The 16,676-nt window shown below is 47.0% G+C and carries 13 protein-coding genes and 1 pseudogene; 1 reads left to right on the forward strand and 13 read right to left on the reverse strand.

Annotated features, from left to right (window positions below):
* Window positions 1-17: 17 nt before the first annotated feature.
* The 5 genes from C792_RS0111960 to tcuA form a co-directional block, all read right to left on the reverse strand.
* Entirely contained in the window at window positions 18-1,001 is a 984-nt protein-coding gene (locus C792_RS0111960) for a Bug family tripartite tricarboxylate transporter substrate binding protein (RefSeq protein WP_017549690.1), read from the reverse strand.
* A gap of 133 nt (window positions 1,002-1,134) precedes the next feature.
* On the reverse strand, window positions 1,135-1,803 hold the full coding sequence (locus C792_RS0111965; RefSeq protein WP_017549691.1) for a response regulator: 669 nt from the start codon (window positions 1,801-1,803) through the stop codon (window positions 1,135-1,137).
* Window positions 1,784-3,403, reverse strand: a complete 1,620-nt coding sequence (locus tag C792_RS0111970) for an ATP-binding protein (protein WP_017549692.1) — start codon at window positions 3,401-3,403, stop codon at window positions 1,784-1,786. Before C792_RS0111970 ends, C792_RS0111965 begins: the two co-directional genes overlap by 20 nt.
* A 111-nt stretch (window positions 3,404-3,514) precedes the next feature.
* On the reverse strand, window positions 3,515-4,939 hold the full coding sequence (locus C792_RS0111975) for an SLC13 family permease (protein WP_017549693.1): 1,425 nt from the start codon (window positions 4,937-4,939) through the stop codon (window positions 3,515-3,517).
* Window positions 4,940-4,970: 31 nt separating this feature from the next.
* Window positions 4,971-6,470: an FAD-dependent tricarballylate dehydrogenase TcuA gene (tcuA, locus tag C792_RS0111980; protein WP_017549694.1), complete on the reverse strand. Its 1,500-nt coding sequence runs from the start codon at window positions 6,468-6,470 to the stop codon at window positions 4,971-4,973.
* 116 nt (window positions 6,471-6,586) lie between these two features.
* Between tcuA and C792_RS0111985 the strand changes: the two genes are divergently transcribed.
* Window positions 6,587-7,447, forward strand: a complete 861-nt coding sequence (locus tag C792_RS0111985) for a LysR family transcriptional regulator (RefSeq protein WP_017549695.1) — start codon at window positions 6,587-6,589, stop codon at window positions 7,445-7,447.
* A gap of 62 nt (window positions 7,448-7,509) precedes the next feature.
* Here the strand turns inward: C792_RS0111985 and C792_RS14505 are convergent.
* From C792_RS14505 to C792_RS0112025, 8 genes and pseudogenes are all read right to left on the reverse strand, one after another.
* Window positions 7,510-8,256, reverse strand: a pseudogene (locus tag C792_RS14505) (IucA/IucC family protein); the annotation flags it as partial.
* A gap of 151 nt (window positions 8,257-8,407) precedes the next feature.
* Window positions 8,408-8,587: a hypothetical protein gene (locus C792_RS0111995; protein ID WP_017549697.1), complete on the reverse strand. Its 180-nt coding sequence runs from the start codon at window positions 8,585-8,587 to the stop codon at window positions 8,408-8,410.
* A gap of 224 nt (window positions 8,588-8,811) precedes the next feature.
* On the reverse strand, window positions 8,812-10,845 hold the full coding sequence (gene ptsG / locus C792_RS0112000; RefSeq protein WP_017549698.1) for a glucose-specific PTS transporter subunit IIBC: 2,034 nt from the start codon (window positions 10,843-10,845) through the stop codon (window positions 8,812-8,814).
* A 114-nt stretch (window positions 10,846-10,959) separates the two neighbouring features.
* Window positions 10,960-11,805, reverse strand: coding sequence for a glucose PTS transporter transcription antiterminator GlcT (gene glcT, locus C792_RS0112005; RefSeq protein WP_040608821.1), 846 nt, complete (start codon window positions 11,803-11,805; stop codon window positions 10,960-10,962).
* A gap of 95 nt (window positions 11,806-11,900) precedes the next feature.
* Window positions 11,901-12,572: a (Fe-S)-binding protein gene (locus tag C792_RS14510; RefSeq protein ID WP_017549700.1), complete on the reverse strand. Its 672-nt coding sequence runs from the start codon at window positions 12,570-12,572 to the stop codon at window positions 11,901-11,903.
* A gap of 230 nt (window positions 12,573-12,802) precedes the next feature.
* Complete coding sequence (gene lhgO / locus C792_RS0112015; protein WP_017549701.1) at window positions 12,803-13,999, reverse strand: L-2-hydroxyglutarate oxidase; 1,197 nt, start codon at window positions 13,997-13,999, stop codon at window positions 12,803-12,805.
* Window positions 13,996-15,276, reverse strand: coding sequence for a (Fe-S)-binding protein (locus C792_RS0112020; RefSeq protein WP_017549702.1), 1,281 nt, complete (start codon window positions 15,274-15,276; stop codon window positions 13,996-13,998). The genes lhgO and C792_RS0112020 overlap by 4 nt, the downstream gene beginning before the upstream one ends.
* Window positions 15,269-16,675: an FAD-binding oxidoreductase gene (locus C792_RS0112025; RefSeq protein WP_017549703.1), complete on the reverse strand. Its 1,407-nt coding sequence runs from the start codon at window positions 16,673-16,675 to the stop codon at window positions 15,269-15,271. The genes C792_RS0112020 and C792_RS0112025 overlap by 8 nt, the downstream gene beginning before the upstream one ends.
* Window position 16,676 lies beyond the last annotated feature (1 nt).

Genomic DNA, 16,676 nt, shown 5'->3' on the forward strand with positions numbered 1-16,676 from the left:
TTCCGTATTTTGATATGTTATTCAGTCAGACCTGCAGTTTTCATAAGGTCTTCATACATTTCGTTCTGCTCATCCAGGAAAGCTTTCGTCTCCTCGCTGTTCATGTAGTAGTCCTGCCAGCCGTTGTTATCGAGGACTTTCTGCCATTCCTCGCTTTCAACCATTTCGCTGAAAGTTTCATCCCAGTATGCAATTTCTTCCTCGGTCATATCAGGCGGTCCCATGATGCCTCTCCAATGTGGGAAAGTGAAGTCAATTCCCTGATCCTGCCATGACTCAATGCTTTCATCTTCCGGAATCGGTTCATCAGCCGTGGTTGCAATAATGTCAAGGTTGCCGCTCAGATGCTGTTCCAGTGATTCTGAAATGGAAAGTGTCGCTACGTCGACATGACCGCCGAGAAGTGCCGTCAATACATCGCCGCCACTTTCATAGATCATGAATTCAAGCTGGGATACATCCACACCATATTCATCGGCAACACGGACGAATGACAGATGATCATTGTTGCCGAGTGCCGGCCCGACTGCGATTTTCAGTGACTTCGGATCTTCCTTTAGTCTCTCAAGCATATCCACACCGTCTTCAATGTCAGAATCAGACGGTACTGCAACGGATATCCATTCAGTAGCGAGTACTGCAAGCGGTGTGAAATCTTCATATGTAAGGTCACTCTGACCCAGAAGATTATTTGCAATTACAAGGCTTGAGTTGATTGAAAGTGAGTGGCTGTCCTTTCCTTTAAGGTACTGCCAGCCGACTTCACCGCCGCCGCCAGGTTTGTTTACAACGTTCATGTTCTGTTCCACAAGTCCTTCCTCGTCCAGAACATTCTGCAGAGCACGTGCAGTGGCATCCCAGCCGCCGCCAGGTGTTGCAGGTGCCACAATTTCAACGTTTTTACTCGGATAGTCAGACTCCGCAGAACCGTTGCCGCAGGCGCTGAGCACGAGCACCAGGGCGAGCATGATTACGGAAAGAAACTTCATACGACTTTTCATAGTTACATCCCCCTAAAAATATTCCTAATATTCTTTTTATTGCCTGAGTCCATATTAAACAGCTCCAGCCCTTATGTAAACGCTACCAAAATTAAAAATATAAAGAACTTTATGTGATTAAAAAACATAAAGTTCACAGCGTGATTATCTTATACTTTTTTTCAGGACGTCCCTTATCCCCAAAATCCTGTGAGACAGCCAGTTTCCCAGATTTTCTCAAATACTCAAGATACCGTCTGACAGTCGTCCGTGATGTTCCAAGATAGTCTCCGAGTTGCGAGGAAGTCCATTCCTCTTCTTCAGAGAAAGCATTTTCTATCTTCTTCAATGTTACCGGGTCGATGCCCTTTGGAAATTCATCTTCTTCGATGCGCTTTTTTCTGCCAAAATAACGGTCTATCTTCTCCTGATCCATTTCAACGGATTCTGACAGCCCCCGGTTCCTCTCGGCATATTCATTGACCGTCTCGCCCAGTTTGTCCAGCTTCACAGGCTTCACCAAATAATAAAGGACACCGAGCTGCATCATATTCTTCACTTTCTCACTTTCCTGGCTGGCAGTGACAGCTATGAAATTCACATAAGGGTATGCTTTCAGAACTTCCTCTATCAGCCTATCCCCTTGCATATCAGGCAGATAGACATCGACCAGCATAAGATCGATGTCCTTCTCTTCCAGAAGACTTAGACTTTCCGTTGCATTGAGCGCTGTGTATATTTCATCCGCACATGTATTTTCCAGCAGATACTCCCTGTACATCTCCCCTATCCTGAAATCATCTTCAACTATAAGGATCTTCATCATCCTCTCCCCTTTCCTGCGCCATCGGTATTTCGGCAGTAAATATGGTTCTCCCTTCCCGGGAGTGGACATCTATATATCCTCCCAGCAGTTCAACATTATTATTCACATTGTAGAGTCCGTATCCCCGGCCGGGACTATCATTTTTGGTCGAATATCCCTTTCTGAACACTTCATCCGTATCGCTTATTCCGCTGCCGTTATCCTTGACTGCGATTTCCAGCCAGCCGTCGAACCAGCCGGTGTAAAATTCGATTTCTGATGATTTCCTGCCCGCCACTGCATCAAAGGCGTTGTCGATGAGATTGCTGATGATTGTAATCAGTGCATTGATGGTGACCTTGTCCGAAATCTCCTCCATCCGGCTTTCCTCATCGACTCTGAAATTCACCCTTTTTTCTTGGGCTGTATTCATTTTGGCAATCAGAAGTGCTTTGACCCGGTCTTCCCGTATGCCGTGGAGGTTGTTCTGGTATGAATCCAGGTTATCGATTTCATCATTGAGCACTTCTCTTATGGCCGTATATTTTTCCATCTCCAGCAGCCCTGAAATCAGATGAAGCCGGTTCTTATACTCATGGCTTTGCGCCCGGAGATCGTCAAACAGGGACTCTACGATGGTAAGCTTATTGGAGAGCTCCGACATTTCCGTCATATCCCTCAATATGACCACATGGCCGGAAAGCTCCCCCTTTATATACAGATCATTGATGATGACTATGATTTCCTTATCGTTGAGCTGGGTCTCGAAGTAGCGGATTCCGGGGGCGCTGTCCTGAAGCACCGAATCCATGTCATGTCCGAGATGGTTGCGTATATTACACGCATTCCAATCGGCTGATTCCGGGATATCAAGATATTTACGGGCAGCTCCGTTAAGATAGATGATCCTGCCGGATAGATCGGCCCCTATGATCCCTTCATCCAGCGCAGAGAATATATTCTCCCTGTTCTTCAGGATCATTGTGATTTCTTTGGGCTCATAGCCGAGCGTTTCCGATTTTATGTATTTCCCGAACCATCTGCTTATGAAGAAACTGAGAATGATGAAGACCACGACAATGAAGGACAGCTGGGAGAGCTTTACCATTATCCTTTCGATGATCTTACTCTCGAAGTAGCCGACTTTCACTACGCCACTCAATTGTTTTGCCTCGTCACCAGCGTAGATGGGGGCAATAGCCAGAATGGCCGGTTCTATATATTTGTCTGTCTCTTCGGTATAATATGCCCCGAATATGTTTGCCCGGGCATCATTGCTGAATGGTTCATGAGTTCCGATCATTTCAGGATCAGGATGTGACATGATGGTGCCTTCCTTGTTTTTGACGATGACAAAATCTATGTCATTTTCAAAAATATACTGGTTGGTGAGCGTCTGGATCTTTTCATTGTCGCTCAGATCATCACCGTCGACCAGTGAAGGCATGAAGGAGATGGTTTTTGCAGATTGGAGCGTAAGCCTTCTGGCATTGTCATAGTATTCACTGCCGGAATGGTAGAGATAGAACACCGACAGGGAAATGATGATCAGACTCATCACCCCGATCAGTATGCCGTTTATCTTCGTTTCAAGACTTACATCTAACAGTCGTTTCATAATAATCATACTTCCCCGGATGAATTAAGAACCATTATACCAGTAATATATGCTTCATTGAAGATACTCCGCACTTTTTGAAGGAATATTCAAACAACTTTCCTGTCTGCACTACTGCCACAGCATCCAATATGATGCCGCAGCAATGATTGCGGTCATGATGAATATACAGGTGGAGAAAGAGGCGATGATGTAATGGTCCCTTTTACTGAGCACACCTGTCTGGAACGCGAAATATGACGTCGGTGAATGGATTGGAAATATGTTGGTCCCGCCAACAATCATGATCACGAGGAATGCGATACTCACGCCAGGTATGCCCGTGATATCCGCATAGGAGATGATGACTGGGAAAATCACGATGATTGCAGAAGACGGGACGACGAATATCATCCTGAACAGGAAGATGATGAGTGCAATGATCATGATTTTGAAAGTCATTCCGGAACCATCAGGCACAAACTGCAGCATCTGTTCAGCTATTACAGAAGCCGTCCCATTCTGATCCAGCAGTATCCCTATTGAAAATGATGCGCCCAGAAGCAGGAAATTCTCCCAGTCGAATGCCCGGATATCCTCATTGCCGAGAAGTCCCACTTTAGGTAATGAATAGATGACCAGCAGAATCATCGGCGGCAGCAATGTCGGTACAGCATCATTGTTTGTGACAATCCACGTGAGTATCATCAGGGCGAAGGTGATGATTACGAACCAGAATTTTTTCTTTTCAGAGGGTGTTACGAAGTCTGATTCCGTCCGGGCTTGAGGATCCCGCACATCTGCAGGAATTTCCGGCGGATAGTTATGTTTCAGATATTTCCATGCAAATACATTCACCATCAACAGTGATGCCCAGAGCGGAGGCGCGACTATCAGGAACCATTCCAGCCACCCCAGATCTGCAACATTGTAATCCTTCAGCAGCTGCGCTGCGAGAACCGGGAAACCACCACCTGTATAGACGATGATGGTGCCATTCTGGTTCATCAGACCGACCACGTACAGTGCATACTTCCTGAAGATGCTCCGGTCTGAAAAACCGAACGCATCGTTCAGCCGGTCAATGAACGGGAGCAGCATTTTCAACCTGGCAAATGCAGAAGGCATGAGCACGGGCAGTATCGCAATCATGAGCGGCAATGCGACAGCTATGGCTTTGGGGCCTTTTCTATTCAGCCTGAGCAACTGTGAAGCGACGACCTTGTCCACCCCGGCCTTTACAAGAACTCTCGCAAGTATCGTCAGAATGAGGATGAAATACAGGGCTGATGACAGGAAACCTGTCATCGCCCCCTCCACCGAATCCACCAGACCGAGTATCATCATCATGGCCAGAAGCAATATACTTGCAGCACCAGATGGCAGCGGCGAAATTGTCCAGAGATATATTGCAAGCACAAGCAGCCCCACCGTCCTTTGCTGTTCCGGAGTGAAGTCCGAGAGAAAGGTCGATGGAGCTATTAGTGTGAGAGCTGCAACAGCTGCCAGTATTAGGATATTGAATGTTTTCGTGAAACGTCTTCTGATAATTTGCATAGATATCACCTACTCCGCTGAACCCTGACTGCTATTTGTCAAATGCCTTACCCCTGATCATTTCCGCTGCAGACATTCCTGCAGTCCTTCCGAAAACGGAGCCTGACATCAGCCCTGAACCGCCTGGATAGTTGTGATAGAACAATTCGCCGACCATTTCCCCGGCAGCATACAGCCCTTTGACCGGCTCTTCCTTGTCACCCAGGACTTCCGCTTTACTATTCACCTTTACCGCACCGAAAGTAAATGTGATACCGCATGTTACCGGATAAGCATAGTAAGGCGGCCGATCGAAAGTCAATGCCCAGTTCGTCTTCTCCGGTGACAGGCCCCGGGTAGACTTGCCATCCTTGACACTCGGGTTGTAATCCCCCTCCTGCACGGCCCTGTTATAATCCGTGAGAGTTTGCATGAACGACTCTTTATCCACACCCATCTTCACTGCAAGCATTTCGGGTGTGTCCGCTTTGAATACTGTCGCCTCCTCAAGATCATACTCGGCTCTGAGCATCGGGCGCACCTGGCTGTCATACAACTGGAACGCTTTATGGTCCGGCTGCTTCAACGTCTCTTTACCATATTTGGCATACGTATAGTTACGGAAATCTGCACCTTCATCCACAAAACGCTTACCTTCCGTATTCACAATCAGACCAAGCGGATAGGATGACTTCTTGTAGATATCCCCCGGCTTACTGTAATCACCGACTTTTGGAGCATTATAATCCGTCGTATGCGCATGGCACCCGTCGTACTGTCCAGCACGCACCGCTCCAGCTTCAAGTGCCATTGCAATGCCATCGCCCGTATTGTATTCGCTGCCTCTGACCACAGCATCCTTCCATTCATCACCGAGGTACTCCATGCGTTTTTTCTTATTTGCTTCAAACCCGCCGCAGGCCAGGATGACGGAATCTGTCTTTATAACCGTATTCCCTCCATGTTTACGGCCGATGTGTATGGCGGAAATTTTACCGTCTGTCTTCTCAAGTTTTACCGCCGGGGATTCATACCAGATTTCCACACCGTTTTCCCTGGCTTTCTTGAGCATCGCTTCAACGAGACCGATACCTTTGTTCTCTGTCTTTACAGGCAGGCCGCCCCAGAAAATCTTTTTGCCGTCTTTTTCAAAAAACTGGTTTTCATTCATGATGAACTTCACGCCCTGATCTTTCATCCACTCTATCGTCTCATATGATTTGGAAACAAGGTGATCCGCAAGTTCCGCTTTACTTTTCCCCTGCGTCACTTTCATCAGATCGCCATGGAAATCCTCCGTTCCATATTCAGGCATTTCAATATCATCGTCTTCAGAAAGACCATCAACGATCCGTTTGATACCCTCGAGGTCCCTGTATGCAAAACGGATTGCACCGTCTGTGAAGAACGAGTTGCCGCCGCGTTTATGTTCAGGTCCCTTCTCCACCATCAGGACGCTTGCCCCTTTTTCACTTGCTGCGACTGCAGCACTCAATGCCGCGTTCCCTGTGCCGACTACAACCGCATCAAATTGCTTTTCTGTTTCTGCCATCCTTCATCCCTCTTTTATAAATATTCTTGAGTCAAGATTAGAAGAATGCTTGACATAAGTAAAATATATACATTCAATGGTTATAGATAGAATAATTCAATGTCAGGGTGATGATTATGAATGAAAAGGACTGGCAGCTGCTCACACTCCTCTACGAGGAAAGAAATATCACAAAAACCGCGAAGAAACTCTACCTCTCCCAGCCTTCGCTCACATACAGGCTTAAACAGCTTGAACAAGAATTCGGCATTTCTCTGATGCACCGTGGAAACAGAGGGATAACTTTCACCAGTGAGGGGGAATACCTGGTCAGGTACGCTGAAAAAATGCTCAAGGAACTGAAAAACACTGAAGACGCACTTTCAAACATGAACAGGGAAGTAAGCGGGACTCTTAGGCTCGGTTCTTCCAGCAACTTCGCACATTATGAGCTGCCGGACATACTGGAAGGATTCATCAGCCGGTATCCGGGCGTCGATCTTCAGCTCAAAACCGGCTGGAGTTCAGATATCATCAGTCACCTGCAGGATGAATCCATCCACGCAGCATTCCTCCGCGGTGATGTCAGATGGAAAGGCAAAAAGATACTGATCGCAAGAGAACACATGAGCGTCGTTTCAAAAGAGGAGATAACGCTTGAAGAGCTGCCCCGCCTGAACTATATAAAATACCAGACAGACCCGCTCCTGAAAAACACATTTGATGACTGGTGGCTGAAAAACTTCGACAGGCCCGCTCATACATCCATGGAGGTGGACCGCATAGAAACATGCAAAGAGATGGTCAAAAGAGGCCTCGGGTATTCTTTGATGCCGAACATCAGCATCCAGGATGAGGATGATCTTTATACTCTGGATATGAAAGCGGACGGCAGAAACATCGTCCGCAACTCCTGGTTCCTGTATAAAGAAGAGACGTTGGACCTGAGAATAGTCAGCAGTCTGATGCAGTTCGTCAAAGAATATTACAGTATTTGAAAGGACTCACCCGAATATCAACAGAGACAGCATCCAATGGATGCTGTCTCTGGTTTCATCTTTCAATTCATTTTTGCCGCTTCCGGCCTGTGGAGCGCATTGGTCACCTCTCCATGCTCACTTGCATGGGGACGGTCATCACCGTCTTCATATTCGTAGTCAAGCATGAGGTTGCGGTTCAGTGCCAGTTTTGTAAATGTCGGCCGCAGCAGATCGAACAGTTCGAATCTGCCGCTCAGGTGTGGAAATCTTTCCTGATAGGCAAGGATTTCATCCCTTACCATCTGCCAGAAGCCACTCTCAGGAAATCCTTCGTAATCTTCGAGTATATCCGCCAGGTAACGGAAATGACAGATGAAAAGCCCTGTAAGTATGAACTGGGTCAGCCCTTCAGGCGCTTCGGTACGCAGGACTGCTTTAAGATTGTCCGAGAGTCCGTCCAGTTCCGGCAGCGGCCGGTCACTTATATTGACATCATCCACAAAGTCTTTCATGATTATACGCTTCGGAATCAAATCTTTCAGTACGAGCACCGTATTCTGTCCGTGCGGAGAGAACACAGTGCCATACTGGTACATGAAATGCACCAGTGGAGGCAACAGGGCATGCATCAGCCTTTTCACCCACTCCTCTGCCGTCAGCCCTGATTTCTCAATCAGTTTTGAAACAAACGGCGTATCTTCATGATCCACGTGCAGCAATAATGCCAGCGTAATCGCATGTTCCCCTGTTCCGAGCTCCCTGTATATGCTCTCCCGCCATACGACGCCCAGCAGTTCCTGATACTGGTATGGCACACCGGCAACACTGCTTGCCTTGCCGGGTTTTCCGGAATCAAAAAAAATTTTATAATGAATGTTGGCAAACATAAAAAAGACACCTCCCTTTTACAGAAGATGTCTTTTCAAATCATTTCTTACATTTACCTTTTTCACCAATGAAACCCCGGCGGCCTGACGATCATACCGCACTGAATATGCTGCGTATCGCCCTGAATATCAGACCCGCTGTCCCAAGGAATGCTTCAAACATGACTGAGTACCAGGCATCCTTTTTCCATGTATCCCGCTCCGCCGGCAGTTTTTCCGCTTCACTGTCCAGTTCGTTCCGCGTAATATTCCATTCAGCATCTCGTTGCATGACATCGCCTCCTGTAAGAATATCCTATCTCAGTCATCTATACCCTGATTTTCTTGAATTAGTGTCATTTCATTGATGTTTCCCAAGAAGTTCGACAGTCGCTGCATCCCCTTTTCATAAAAACAGATGTTTACACTTCCCATTTTAGACCGGACTTTAAAGTGTTACAACAAATGACAAAACACATCCGGATGCGATATCGATCCGGATGTGTCCCCATAAACTTATTTAACATTGATTACTACATCATCATTTGAAACAGTACCGTTTTCTCTTGCTGCGATTTCAGTGCCTGCCGGTCCTGTGATGATGATTGGTGTGATGTCGCTCTTGGCATTTTCCCTGATATATTCAAGGTCCACTTCCATCAGAACGTCACCTTTTTTAATCTTGTCTCCTGCTGCAACCTTCAGATCGAAACCTTCGCCCTTAAGGTTCACCGTATCGAGTCCGAAGTGAATGAGGAGTTCCAATCCGCCTTCATTTACAAGGCCCAGGGCGTGTTTTGTCGGGAAGTCTGTGACGACTTCACCGTCAAACGGCGCTTTTACGGTACCGTTTATCGGTTTGATCGCTATTCCGTCGCCCATCATCTTCTCGCTGAATACCTGATCCGGCACTTCAGATAGGCCGACCGCTTCGCCATCGATCGGGGAGTAGACATCTTTATGTTCGTCTGTCTGAATCTCTGTTGCCGCTTCGCTTACACTCTCTTCATCTTCAGTCACCGTCGTCTCTTCAGGCGAAGTGATCTCGCCGTCCATGATCTGCTGCATATCATTCTTGATCTGATCGGATTTAGGACCGAAGATTGCCTGCATGTTGTTGCCGACCTTCATCACACCGGAGGCCCCGAGTGCTTTCAGTTCCGCTTCATTGACAGAACCTGTATCTGCAACTTCCACACGGAGGCGTGTGATGCATGCATCAAGATGTTTGATATTTTCCTTACCGCCCATTGCTGTAAGGACATTGAAAGGAAGCTCCTGTACATTGGAGGCCGTTGCTGTTCTCTCCTCGTCTTCACGTCCAGGTGTTTTCAGATTCATCACTTTGATCAGAACACGGAATAGGACATAGTAGACAACCGCATAGACCGCACCGACTATGATGACCCACCACCATTCGGTTCTGTTCTGCAGAATACCAAAGAGGAAGAAGTCTATGAATCCCCCTGAGAATGTATAACCAAGGTTAAGGTCCAACAGGTACAGTATCAGGAAGCTGAGTCCGTCGAGTAATGCGTGAACGACATAAAGTATCGGCGCTACGAACAGGAATGAGAACTCGAGCGGTTCTGTAATACCTGTCAGGAAACTTGTCAGTGCGCCGGAAGCCATGATACCTGCAACATATTTCTTATGCTGTGGTTTGGCTGCATGGTACATCGCAAGAGCTGCCGCAGGCAGACCGAACATCATCACCGGGAATTCACCCTGCATGAAGTTACCCGCCGTCAGTTCCACTCCATCACGTATCTGCGCAAAGAATATGTTCAGATCACCGCGAACTATGTTGCCGGCAGCGTCTGTATATGTGCCGAACTCGAACCAGAACGGTGCGTGGAAAATATGGTGTAGACCGAACGGGATGAGCAGTCGTTTGATCATACCGAATGCGAATACGCCAATAGCCGTATTTTCTTCCATCAGCCATAATGAAACCTCGTTAAGGCCTGTCTGGATCGGCGGCCAAACAATGTACATGCCGAGACCAATCAGGAATGAAAATACTGCAGTAACAATTGGAACAAAACGTTTGCCGGCGAAGAATCCCAAAAATGCCGGCAGATTGATGTTGTAATACTTGTTATACGCCCAGGCGGAGATGACACCGATGATAATACCGCCGAACACCCCGGTCTGGATTGTCGGCACGCCGAGCACTGTGGCGAACGCCGGATCATCAGCAGCCATTTCAGGTGTCACACCTGCCACCTGACCCATCGTCACATTCATGATCATGTAACCGACGAATGCCGCAATTGCTGCAACACCGTCACCTTTGGCAAGGCCTACGGCCACACCAAGAGCAAACAACAGTGCCAGGTTGTCAAAGACGACGCCACCCGCTGCCTGAAGCATATCGGACAAGGCTACAAGCCATCCCGCTTCAAGGAAAGGCAGCCAGTCTATCATCGCTTCTGTCTGCATTGCCGCACCGATACCGAGCATCAGACCGGCAGCAGGCAGTATCGCGACCGGCAGCATGAGCGCCTTACCGATGCGCTGAAGCTGGCCAAAAAGCTTCTTGAACATAATAAATTCCCCCTGAAAATTTAATATTTACAGAATCAACAGAAAAAGGGCATAAGTATACAGGTATAGTTAAATAAACTATTCCTATAAACTTATGCCCTTCCGGTAACACGTCTATTTAGAATAATGCTCGAAATGTTGTATATGCATTGTCAAATAAACAACTTCAGATTCGTAGACTTTCCTCTGAAGTTTGTTCTGTATCATCTTAACTATTTTCACTGCTATATTATAGCACACCGGATATTGCGCTTTCAACAGCGAGTCAAAATGTTCCTGTGTCGGCACACTCTCACCGTTCATCACACGCTGCACGCAAAAGCTGATATGGCGGACAAACCGGTCATACTGGATGGAACTCTGGTCCACTTTAGTATCCAGTCCGTACTCGATCATCGTAATGGCCTGGTGCACGACTTCGGACAACATGTTCATGTCCCTGACGGAACGGTTATAGATTGATGAATGCACATGCAATGCGATGAAACCCACTTCAGCCTCAGGCAGGCGGATGCCATATTTGCGGTTGAACATTTCCACAACCGCCTCAGCTATTTTGTATTCCTTCGGATAGAGCGCCTTCGTTTCATTGACGAACGGATTGGAAATCTCCATCCCCTCCTCCATCCGCTTCATCGCAAACAGCAGGTGATCTGTCAGAGAAAGGAGTATGCGGTTATTGATCTTTTCGCTCGTCATGTCATCGATGAGTTCGATAGCTTCGAGGGTCGACTGGAACAGCGTTTCATCCGCCATTGTAAGGAGTGTCTGGTACCTGCTCGTGTCCTGCTGCCCTTCAAGTTTATATACTTTTTCAGCCTGGTCTATCTCAAGGGTATCCCCGGCCTTTTTCTTGAAGCCGATGCCGCGGCCGATGAGGACCACTTCCTCAAATTCATCTGTGCCTATGACTACATTGTTGTTTAATGCTTTTTCTACAGTGACCACTATATATCCCACTTTCGTTCCCTGCTAATTTCAATATATAGGAGGTTCTGCCGACTTACAAGAACATAGGATGAAAAAGAAGGTTTTTTACAATACGTCGGCATAAATTACTGATTGGAAGCGATGCCGCAGGATTCCGCAACCACTTCCACTATATGCTTCACTTCAACCGGTTCATCCACTCCATCCAAATTCGCGTCCACCGGCATCCGGGCGCACCACACAGGGTGGGAGGTCACCACCAGATCCGGCTTTGCATAATCTTCTTCATGCTTCGCTTCAATATAATCGAGGCCCGGTATCTGCTTAAGTATCTTCACCGGTTCGTCGAAGACCTCCACCATATCAGAGAGCGGGTCCGGCGACTGATATACAGCTGTCCTTCCCACTTCATGCTTGAATTCAAGCTTCGCCATCTTCATGATATCCGATATATCCCGGACCTGTTCAGTAAACCGTTTTGCACGTTCATACCAGGCAGTACCCGGAACGAATAATTTATCATATTCTTTCAGAGAGGTGCCGGGGCCACCGATTGTATTCACAATGTAATCAAAGTCATGCTCCTCAAAAACCTTGATATTTTCCATGGCCATTTCCAGAGTCAGGTCAAATTCCCCTGTCATATCCCTCTCCGTACTCACACCAGCCGGAAATGCCATGCTGGTCACCCGAACATTCCCCGCCTCCATGATCCTGATCACCAGTTCATTGATCTTTGAAAACGTCGGATTTGAAACAGGATCTTCAAATAATCCCACAGAAATAGTTTGTCTCATACAATCCTCCTCTTCATGATGAATGCGTTTACATTCACGAGTGGAATTCTCCCTTACAGGAGACTTCCAGGAATGTAAACCATCATTTTGTATACGCTTACATTATACCCTGTAAAATGGTTAAATATCAAACTATTTTAAGTGAAATTTCGAACATTTTATGACAAAAGGAAATATTTTTATGCACTGATAAAAAAACGGAAGATGAGATCGTCATCTTCCGCGGAAAGTCACCGTATTTTCTTTGCAAATCGTTCGACTATTTCCCTCCCTATCTCTATTGAGCATGTTGCAGCAGGTGAAGGTGCATTCAGTACATGGAGACTCCTTGCATTTTCTTCAAAATGGAAGTCATCCAGCATACTGCCATCCGGTTTCATAGCCTGCGCCCTCACACCAGCTTCCATTGGTTGGATATCTCCTTCCTTCAGCAGCGGAACCAGTTTCCTGGCTTCTTTGACGAAAGCTTTCTTGTTGAACGAACGATAATACTCTCCCACGGCCTCTTTTATATTTTTAAGACCCATTCTATAAAGGCCGGGGAAGGTGAGTATTTCTCTAGTTTCTTCAAAATGGAACCCCAGTTTTCTATATGCCTCTTTCCTGAAACCGAGCACCGCGTTCGGTCCGACATCGACGCCTCCGCCTACCATATTGGTGAAATGCACTCCCAGAAACGGAAGCTCCGGATTGGGAACCGGATAGACCAATGTTTTTACATAGTGTTCAACACTCTCATGCAGTTTGAAGTATTCTCCCCTGAACGGTATGATCTTCACATCCGTGTCCACACCGCTCATTTTTGCCAGTTTATCACTGTACAGCCCGGCACAGTTTATCAGGTAGTCTGTTTGATACTGAACGGCGTCCGTACCTGCTGTGATTCTTCCATCCTCTTCAGTGACATATTCGACTGACGTATTGTAATGTATCTCTCCACCGTTTTGCTCAAATAATTCACCGAATTTTTCCGTCACAGCTTTGAAATCCACAATGCCGGTATTTTTCACAAGAATTCCACCGGCTGTATTCACGAACGGCTCAATCTCCCTGACTTCATAACCGTTCAGCAGTTTGACATCCAGCTGGTTCTCCAGGCCGCGCTCATACAGTTTCTTCATCCTCGGTATTTCTTCTTCATCTGTTGCGACTATGACCTTGCCGCATTGTGAATAATCAATATTATGTTTGTCACAAAATGCCATCATGGACCTGGAGCCGCTACGTGCGAACCTTGCCTTGTATGAGCCTGGTTTATAATAGATTCCTGAATGGATTACACCGCTGTTATGTCCAGTCTGATGCTTCGCCGCCTCCCCCTCCTTATCCAGAACAATGATCTTTCTGTCCCTGAATTTTTCCGAAAGGTGATATGCTGTGCTCAGTCCTATGATTCCTGCCCCTACTATCAGTATGTCTGTTTTCAATTTCCTCTCACCCCGCAAGCTTCTGCCGCTATTTCCACAATATGTTTCACTTCAATTTCATCAGCCAGACCTTCACGCTCCACACCCAGTTTCATCTGTATATGGCAACCCGGGTTCGATGTAATGATAAGGTCCGGCTTTGATTTTTTAACATTTTCCATCTTGAGGTCAAGAATCTGCATGGATTCATCGAAATGGAGGATATTATATATTCCCGCCGATCCGCAGCATAGTGATTTCTCATTCATTTCCATATAATTCAACCCCGGCACCTGGTGGATCACATCCAGCGGGGCTTCAAACACCTGCTGGACATTCTCAAGATGGCAGGAAGGCTGGTATACAGCATTCTTTTTAATCTCATGATTGAAATCAAAATCGATCATCGCCATGATTTGGGAAATATCCCGTACTTTCCCGGTGAACTTCTTTGCCCGCTCATGCCAGCCTGTACCCGGCTCGAATAATTTGTCGTATTCTTTCAGTGTCGCTCCACAGCCGCCGATCGTGTTGACAATATAATCGAAGTCGTATTTTTCATATGCCTCTATGTTTTCCATCGCAAGCTTCAGAGTCTCTTCCGATTCACCTGTGTGATGCTGCAGGGCGCCGCAGCATGTCTGACCCGGTATATTCGTAACCTGTATATTATTTTTCTGCATTATTTTCACAGCCAGCCTGTTCACATTTGCGAAGAATGCATCCATGATGCACCCTTCGAAAAAGCCGACCGACAGACGTTTCCTTCTGAAAGGGTTGACGTTCCTCGTAATGCGCCTGCTTAAAATGATGTCAGGCATCGCCCTGTTCATCTGATCCATCTTTTTCGACTTTCCCAGGATACCTGTCATTTTTACAGCTTTTTTCATACCGGATGACTGGTAGGCATAGATGCCTCTGTTGATCAGTCCGAGCACTCTCTTATTCTTCAGCGCAAACTTGAATGATGATGTCCTGGCCGCCTTTTCCACGATATCCATCTGTTTGTTCTCTTTCAATACTTCCACCGCTGACATGAGGATGTCCCCGTACCTTACATTTGTCGGACAGACCGTCTCACATGCCCTGCATCCCAGGCACAGATCGATGCCTTCCTGCATATCATCAATCGATATTCTTTCTTCCGCTGCCAGTTTGACGAGGTTGATTCTTCCCCGCGGGGAATGCTTCTCTTTTTTGAAAGCGATATATGTCGGACAGACCGGCAGACAATAGCCGCATTGTACACAGTCAAAAGTCGCTTCATAATCCAGTTTTTCAACCAATGATTCAGTCATTGCGCAACACTAACCTTTTTTCTCCTTTTTCAGGAAATATTTTTCCCGGATTCAAAATGTTTTTTGGATCCAGGGCACGCTTTATCGCCTGTTGGAATGCCACTCCCTCTTCGCCCATCTCCGTGGCAAGGAAGGCTTTTTTCATCGTTCCTATACCGTGTTCGCCCGAAAGTGTTCCACCGAGTTCAATTGCATAGTTGAATATTTCTTCAACAGCCCGTTCCACCCGATCCACTTCTTCCGGGTCGCGCATATCCGTGTTGATTGTCGGATGCAGGTTTCCGTCCCCTGCATGGCCGAAGACTACAATATTCAGATTATACTTCTTTTTAATCTCATCGATTTTCCTGAACATATCCGGAATTCTGCTGAGCGGTACGGTCGCATCCTCGGAAATTTTCGTATAACCGCTTGAGACGACTGCAGGAGACACCAGTTTGCGCACCTGCCAGAGCCTGGCCTCCTCCTCTTTATTCGATGCTACCTGCACATTTTCCACTCCGATTTCACTCAATGCCTTCCTGACAATGCCCAGCTCTTTCACAAGTACGTCCGGATCACCATCCACTTCAACGAGTATTATGGCAACTGCTTCCCTCGGCAGACCGAGCCCGGCGTAGTCCTCCACCTTATTGATTGCGTTATGGTCGAGTATTTCCATTTTGGATGGCCTGACACCCGATGTCAGTATTTTTGATATGGATTTCCCGGCTGTATACAGATCTTCGAAAATTATCATTGCCGTCCTGGTGTCGGACGGTTTCGGTATCAGACGTAAAGTCGCTTCCGTAATGACAGCCAGTGTACCTTCAGATCCGACAATCAGCTTCGTCAGATCATAACCCGTCACATTCTTGACCGTCCTGCCGCCTGTCCTCAAAACTTTCCCATCCGCCGTGACAATTTCCAGACCAATCACAAAATCTTTGGTGACCCCATACTTGACCCCCCTGGGACCTCCGGCGTTTTCTGCAAGATTCCCGCCTATGGTACAGATCGAAGAGGACGAGGGATCGGGGGGATACATCAGATTATGCGCTTCGGCCAGTTTGTGTATGTCCCCCGTCCTGACACCCGGACTGACTTTCATGATCAGATCATCCGGGTATATTTCAAGCTTGGTATCCCATTGCGAAAAATCGAGCACAATACCGCCGCGGACCGGCAAAGGTCCGCCCGACAGACTCGTACTCGCCCCGCGGGCACAGACTGGAATTTCATGCCAGTCCGCAATTTCCATTATTCTCTGCACTTCCTCAGTGGACATGACCTGGGCCACACAGTCAGGGATGTACTGGCCGAAAGACCCGTCGTATCCATAGGACATCCTGTCGTCAATTTCAGTCAAAAGACGTTTTCCCATTATATTTTCAAATTCCTTCAAAACAACATGCTCCATA

Source organism: Salinicoccus carnicancri Crm (assembly GCF_000330705.1).
GTDB classification, from domain to species: Bacteria; Bacillota; Bacilli; order Staphylococcales; family Salinicoccaceae; genus Salinicoccus; species Salinicoccus carnicancri.

Excerpts from the sequence above, each read along its gene's own strand:
- C792_RS0111970 (WP_017549692.1), bottom strand. The coding sequence starts at position 3,403 with ATGAAACGACTGTTAGATGTAAGTCTTGAAACGAAGATAAACGGCATA.
- ptsG (WP_017549698.1), bottom strand. The coding sequence starts at position 10,845 with ATGTTCAAGAAGCTTTTTGGCCAGCTTCAGCGCATCGGTAAGGCGCTC.
- C792_RS14510 (WP_017549700.1), bottom strand. The coding sequence starts at position 12,572 with ATGAGACAAACTATTTCTGTGGGATTATTTGAAGATCCTGTTTCAAAT.
- C792_RS0111960 (WP_017549690.1), bottom strand. The coding sequence starts at position 1,001 with ATGAAAAGTCGTATGAAGTTTCTTTCCGTAATCATGCTCGCCCTGGTG.
- C792_RS0112020 (WP_017549702.1), bottom strand. The coding sequence starts at position 15,276 with ATGACTGAATCATTGGTTGAAAAACTGGATTATGAAGCGACTTTTGAC.
- C792_RS0111975 (WP_017549693.1), bottom strand. The coding sequence starts at position 4,939 with ATGCAAATTATCAGAAGACGTTTCACGAAAACATTCAATATCCTAATA.
- C792_RS0111995 (WP_017549697.1), bottom strand. The coding sequence starts at position 8,587 with ATGCAACGAGATGCTGAATGGAATATTACGCGGAACGAACTGGACAGT.
- C792_RS0111965 (WP_017549691.1), bottom strand. The coding sequence starts at position 1,803 with ATGAAGATCCTTATAGTTGAAGATGATTTCAGGATAGGGGAGATGTAC.
- C792_RS0111985 (WP_017549695.1), top strand. The coding sequence starts at position 6,587 with ATGAATGAAAAGGACTGGCAGCTGCTCACACTCCTCTACGAGGAAAGA.
- C792_RS0112025 (WP_017549703.1), bottom strand. The coding sequence starts at position 16,675 with ATGGAGCATGTTGTTTTGAAGGAATTTGAAAATATAATGGGAAAACGT.
- tcuA (WP_017549694.1), bottom strand. The coding sequence starts at position 6,470 with ATGGCAGAAACAGAAAAGCAATTTGATGCGGTTGTAGTCGGCACAGGG.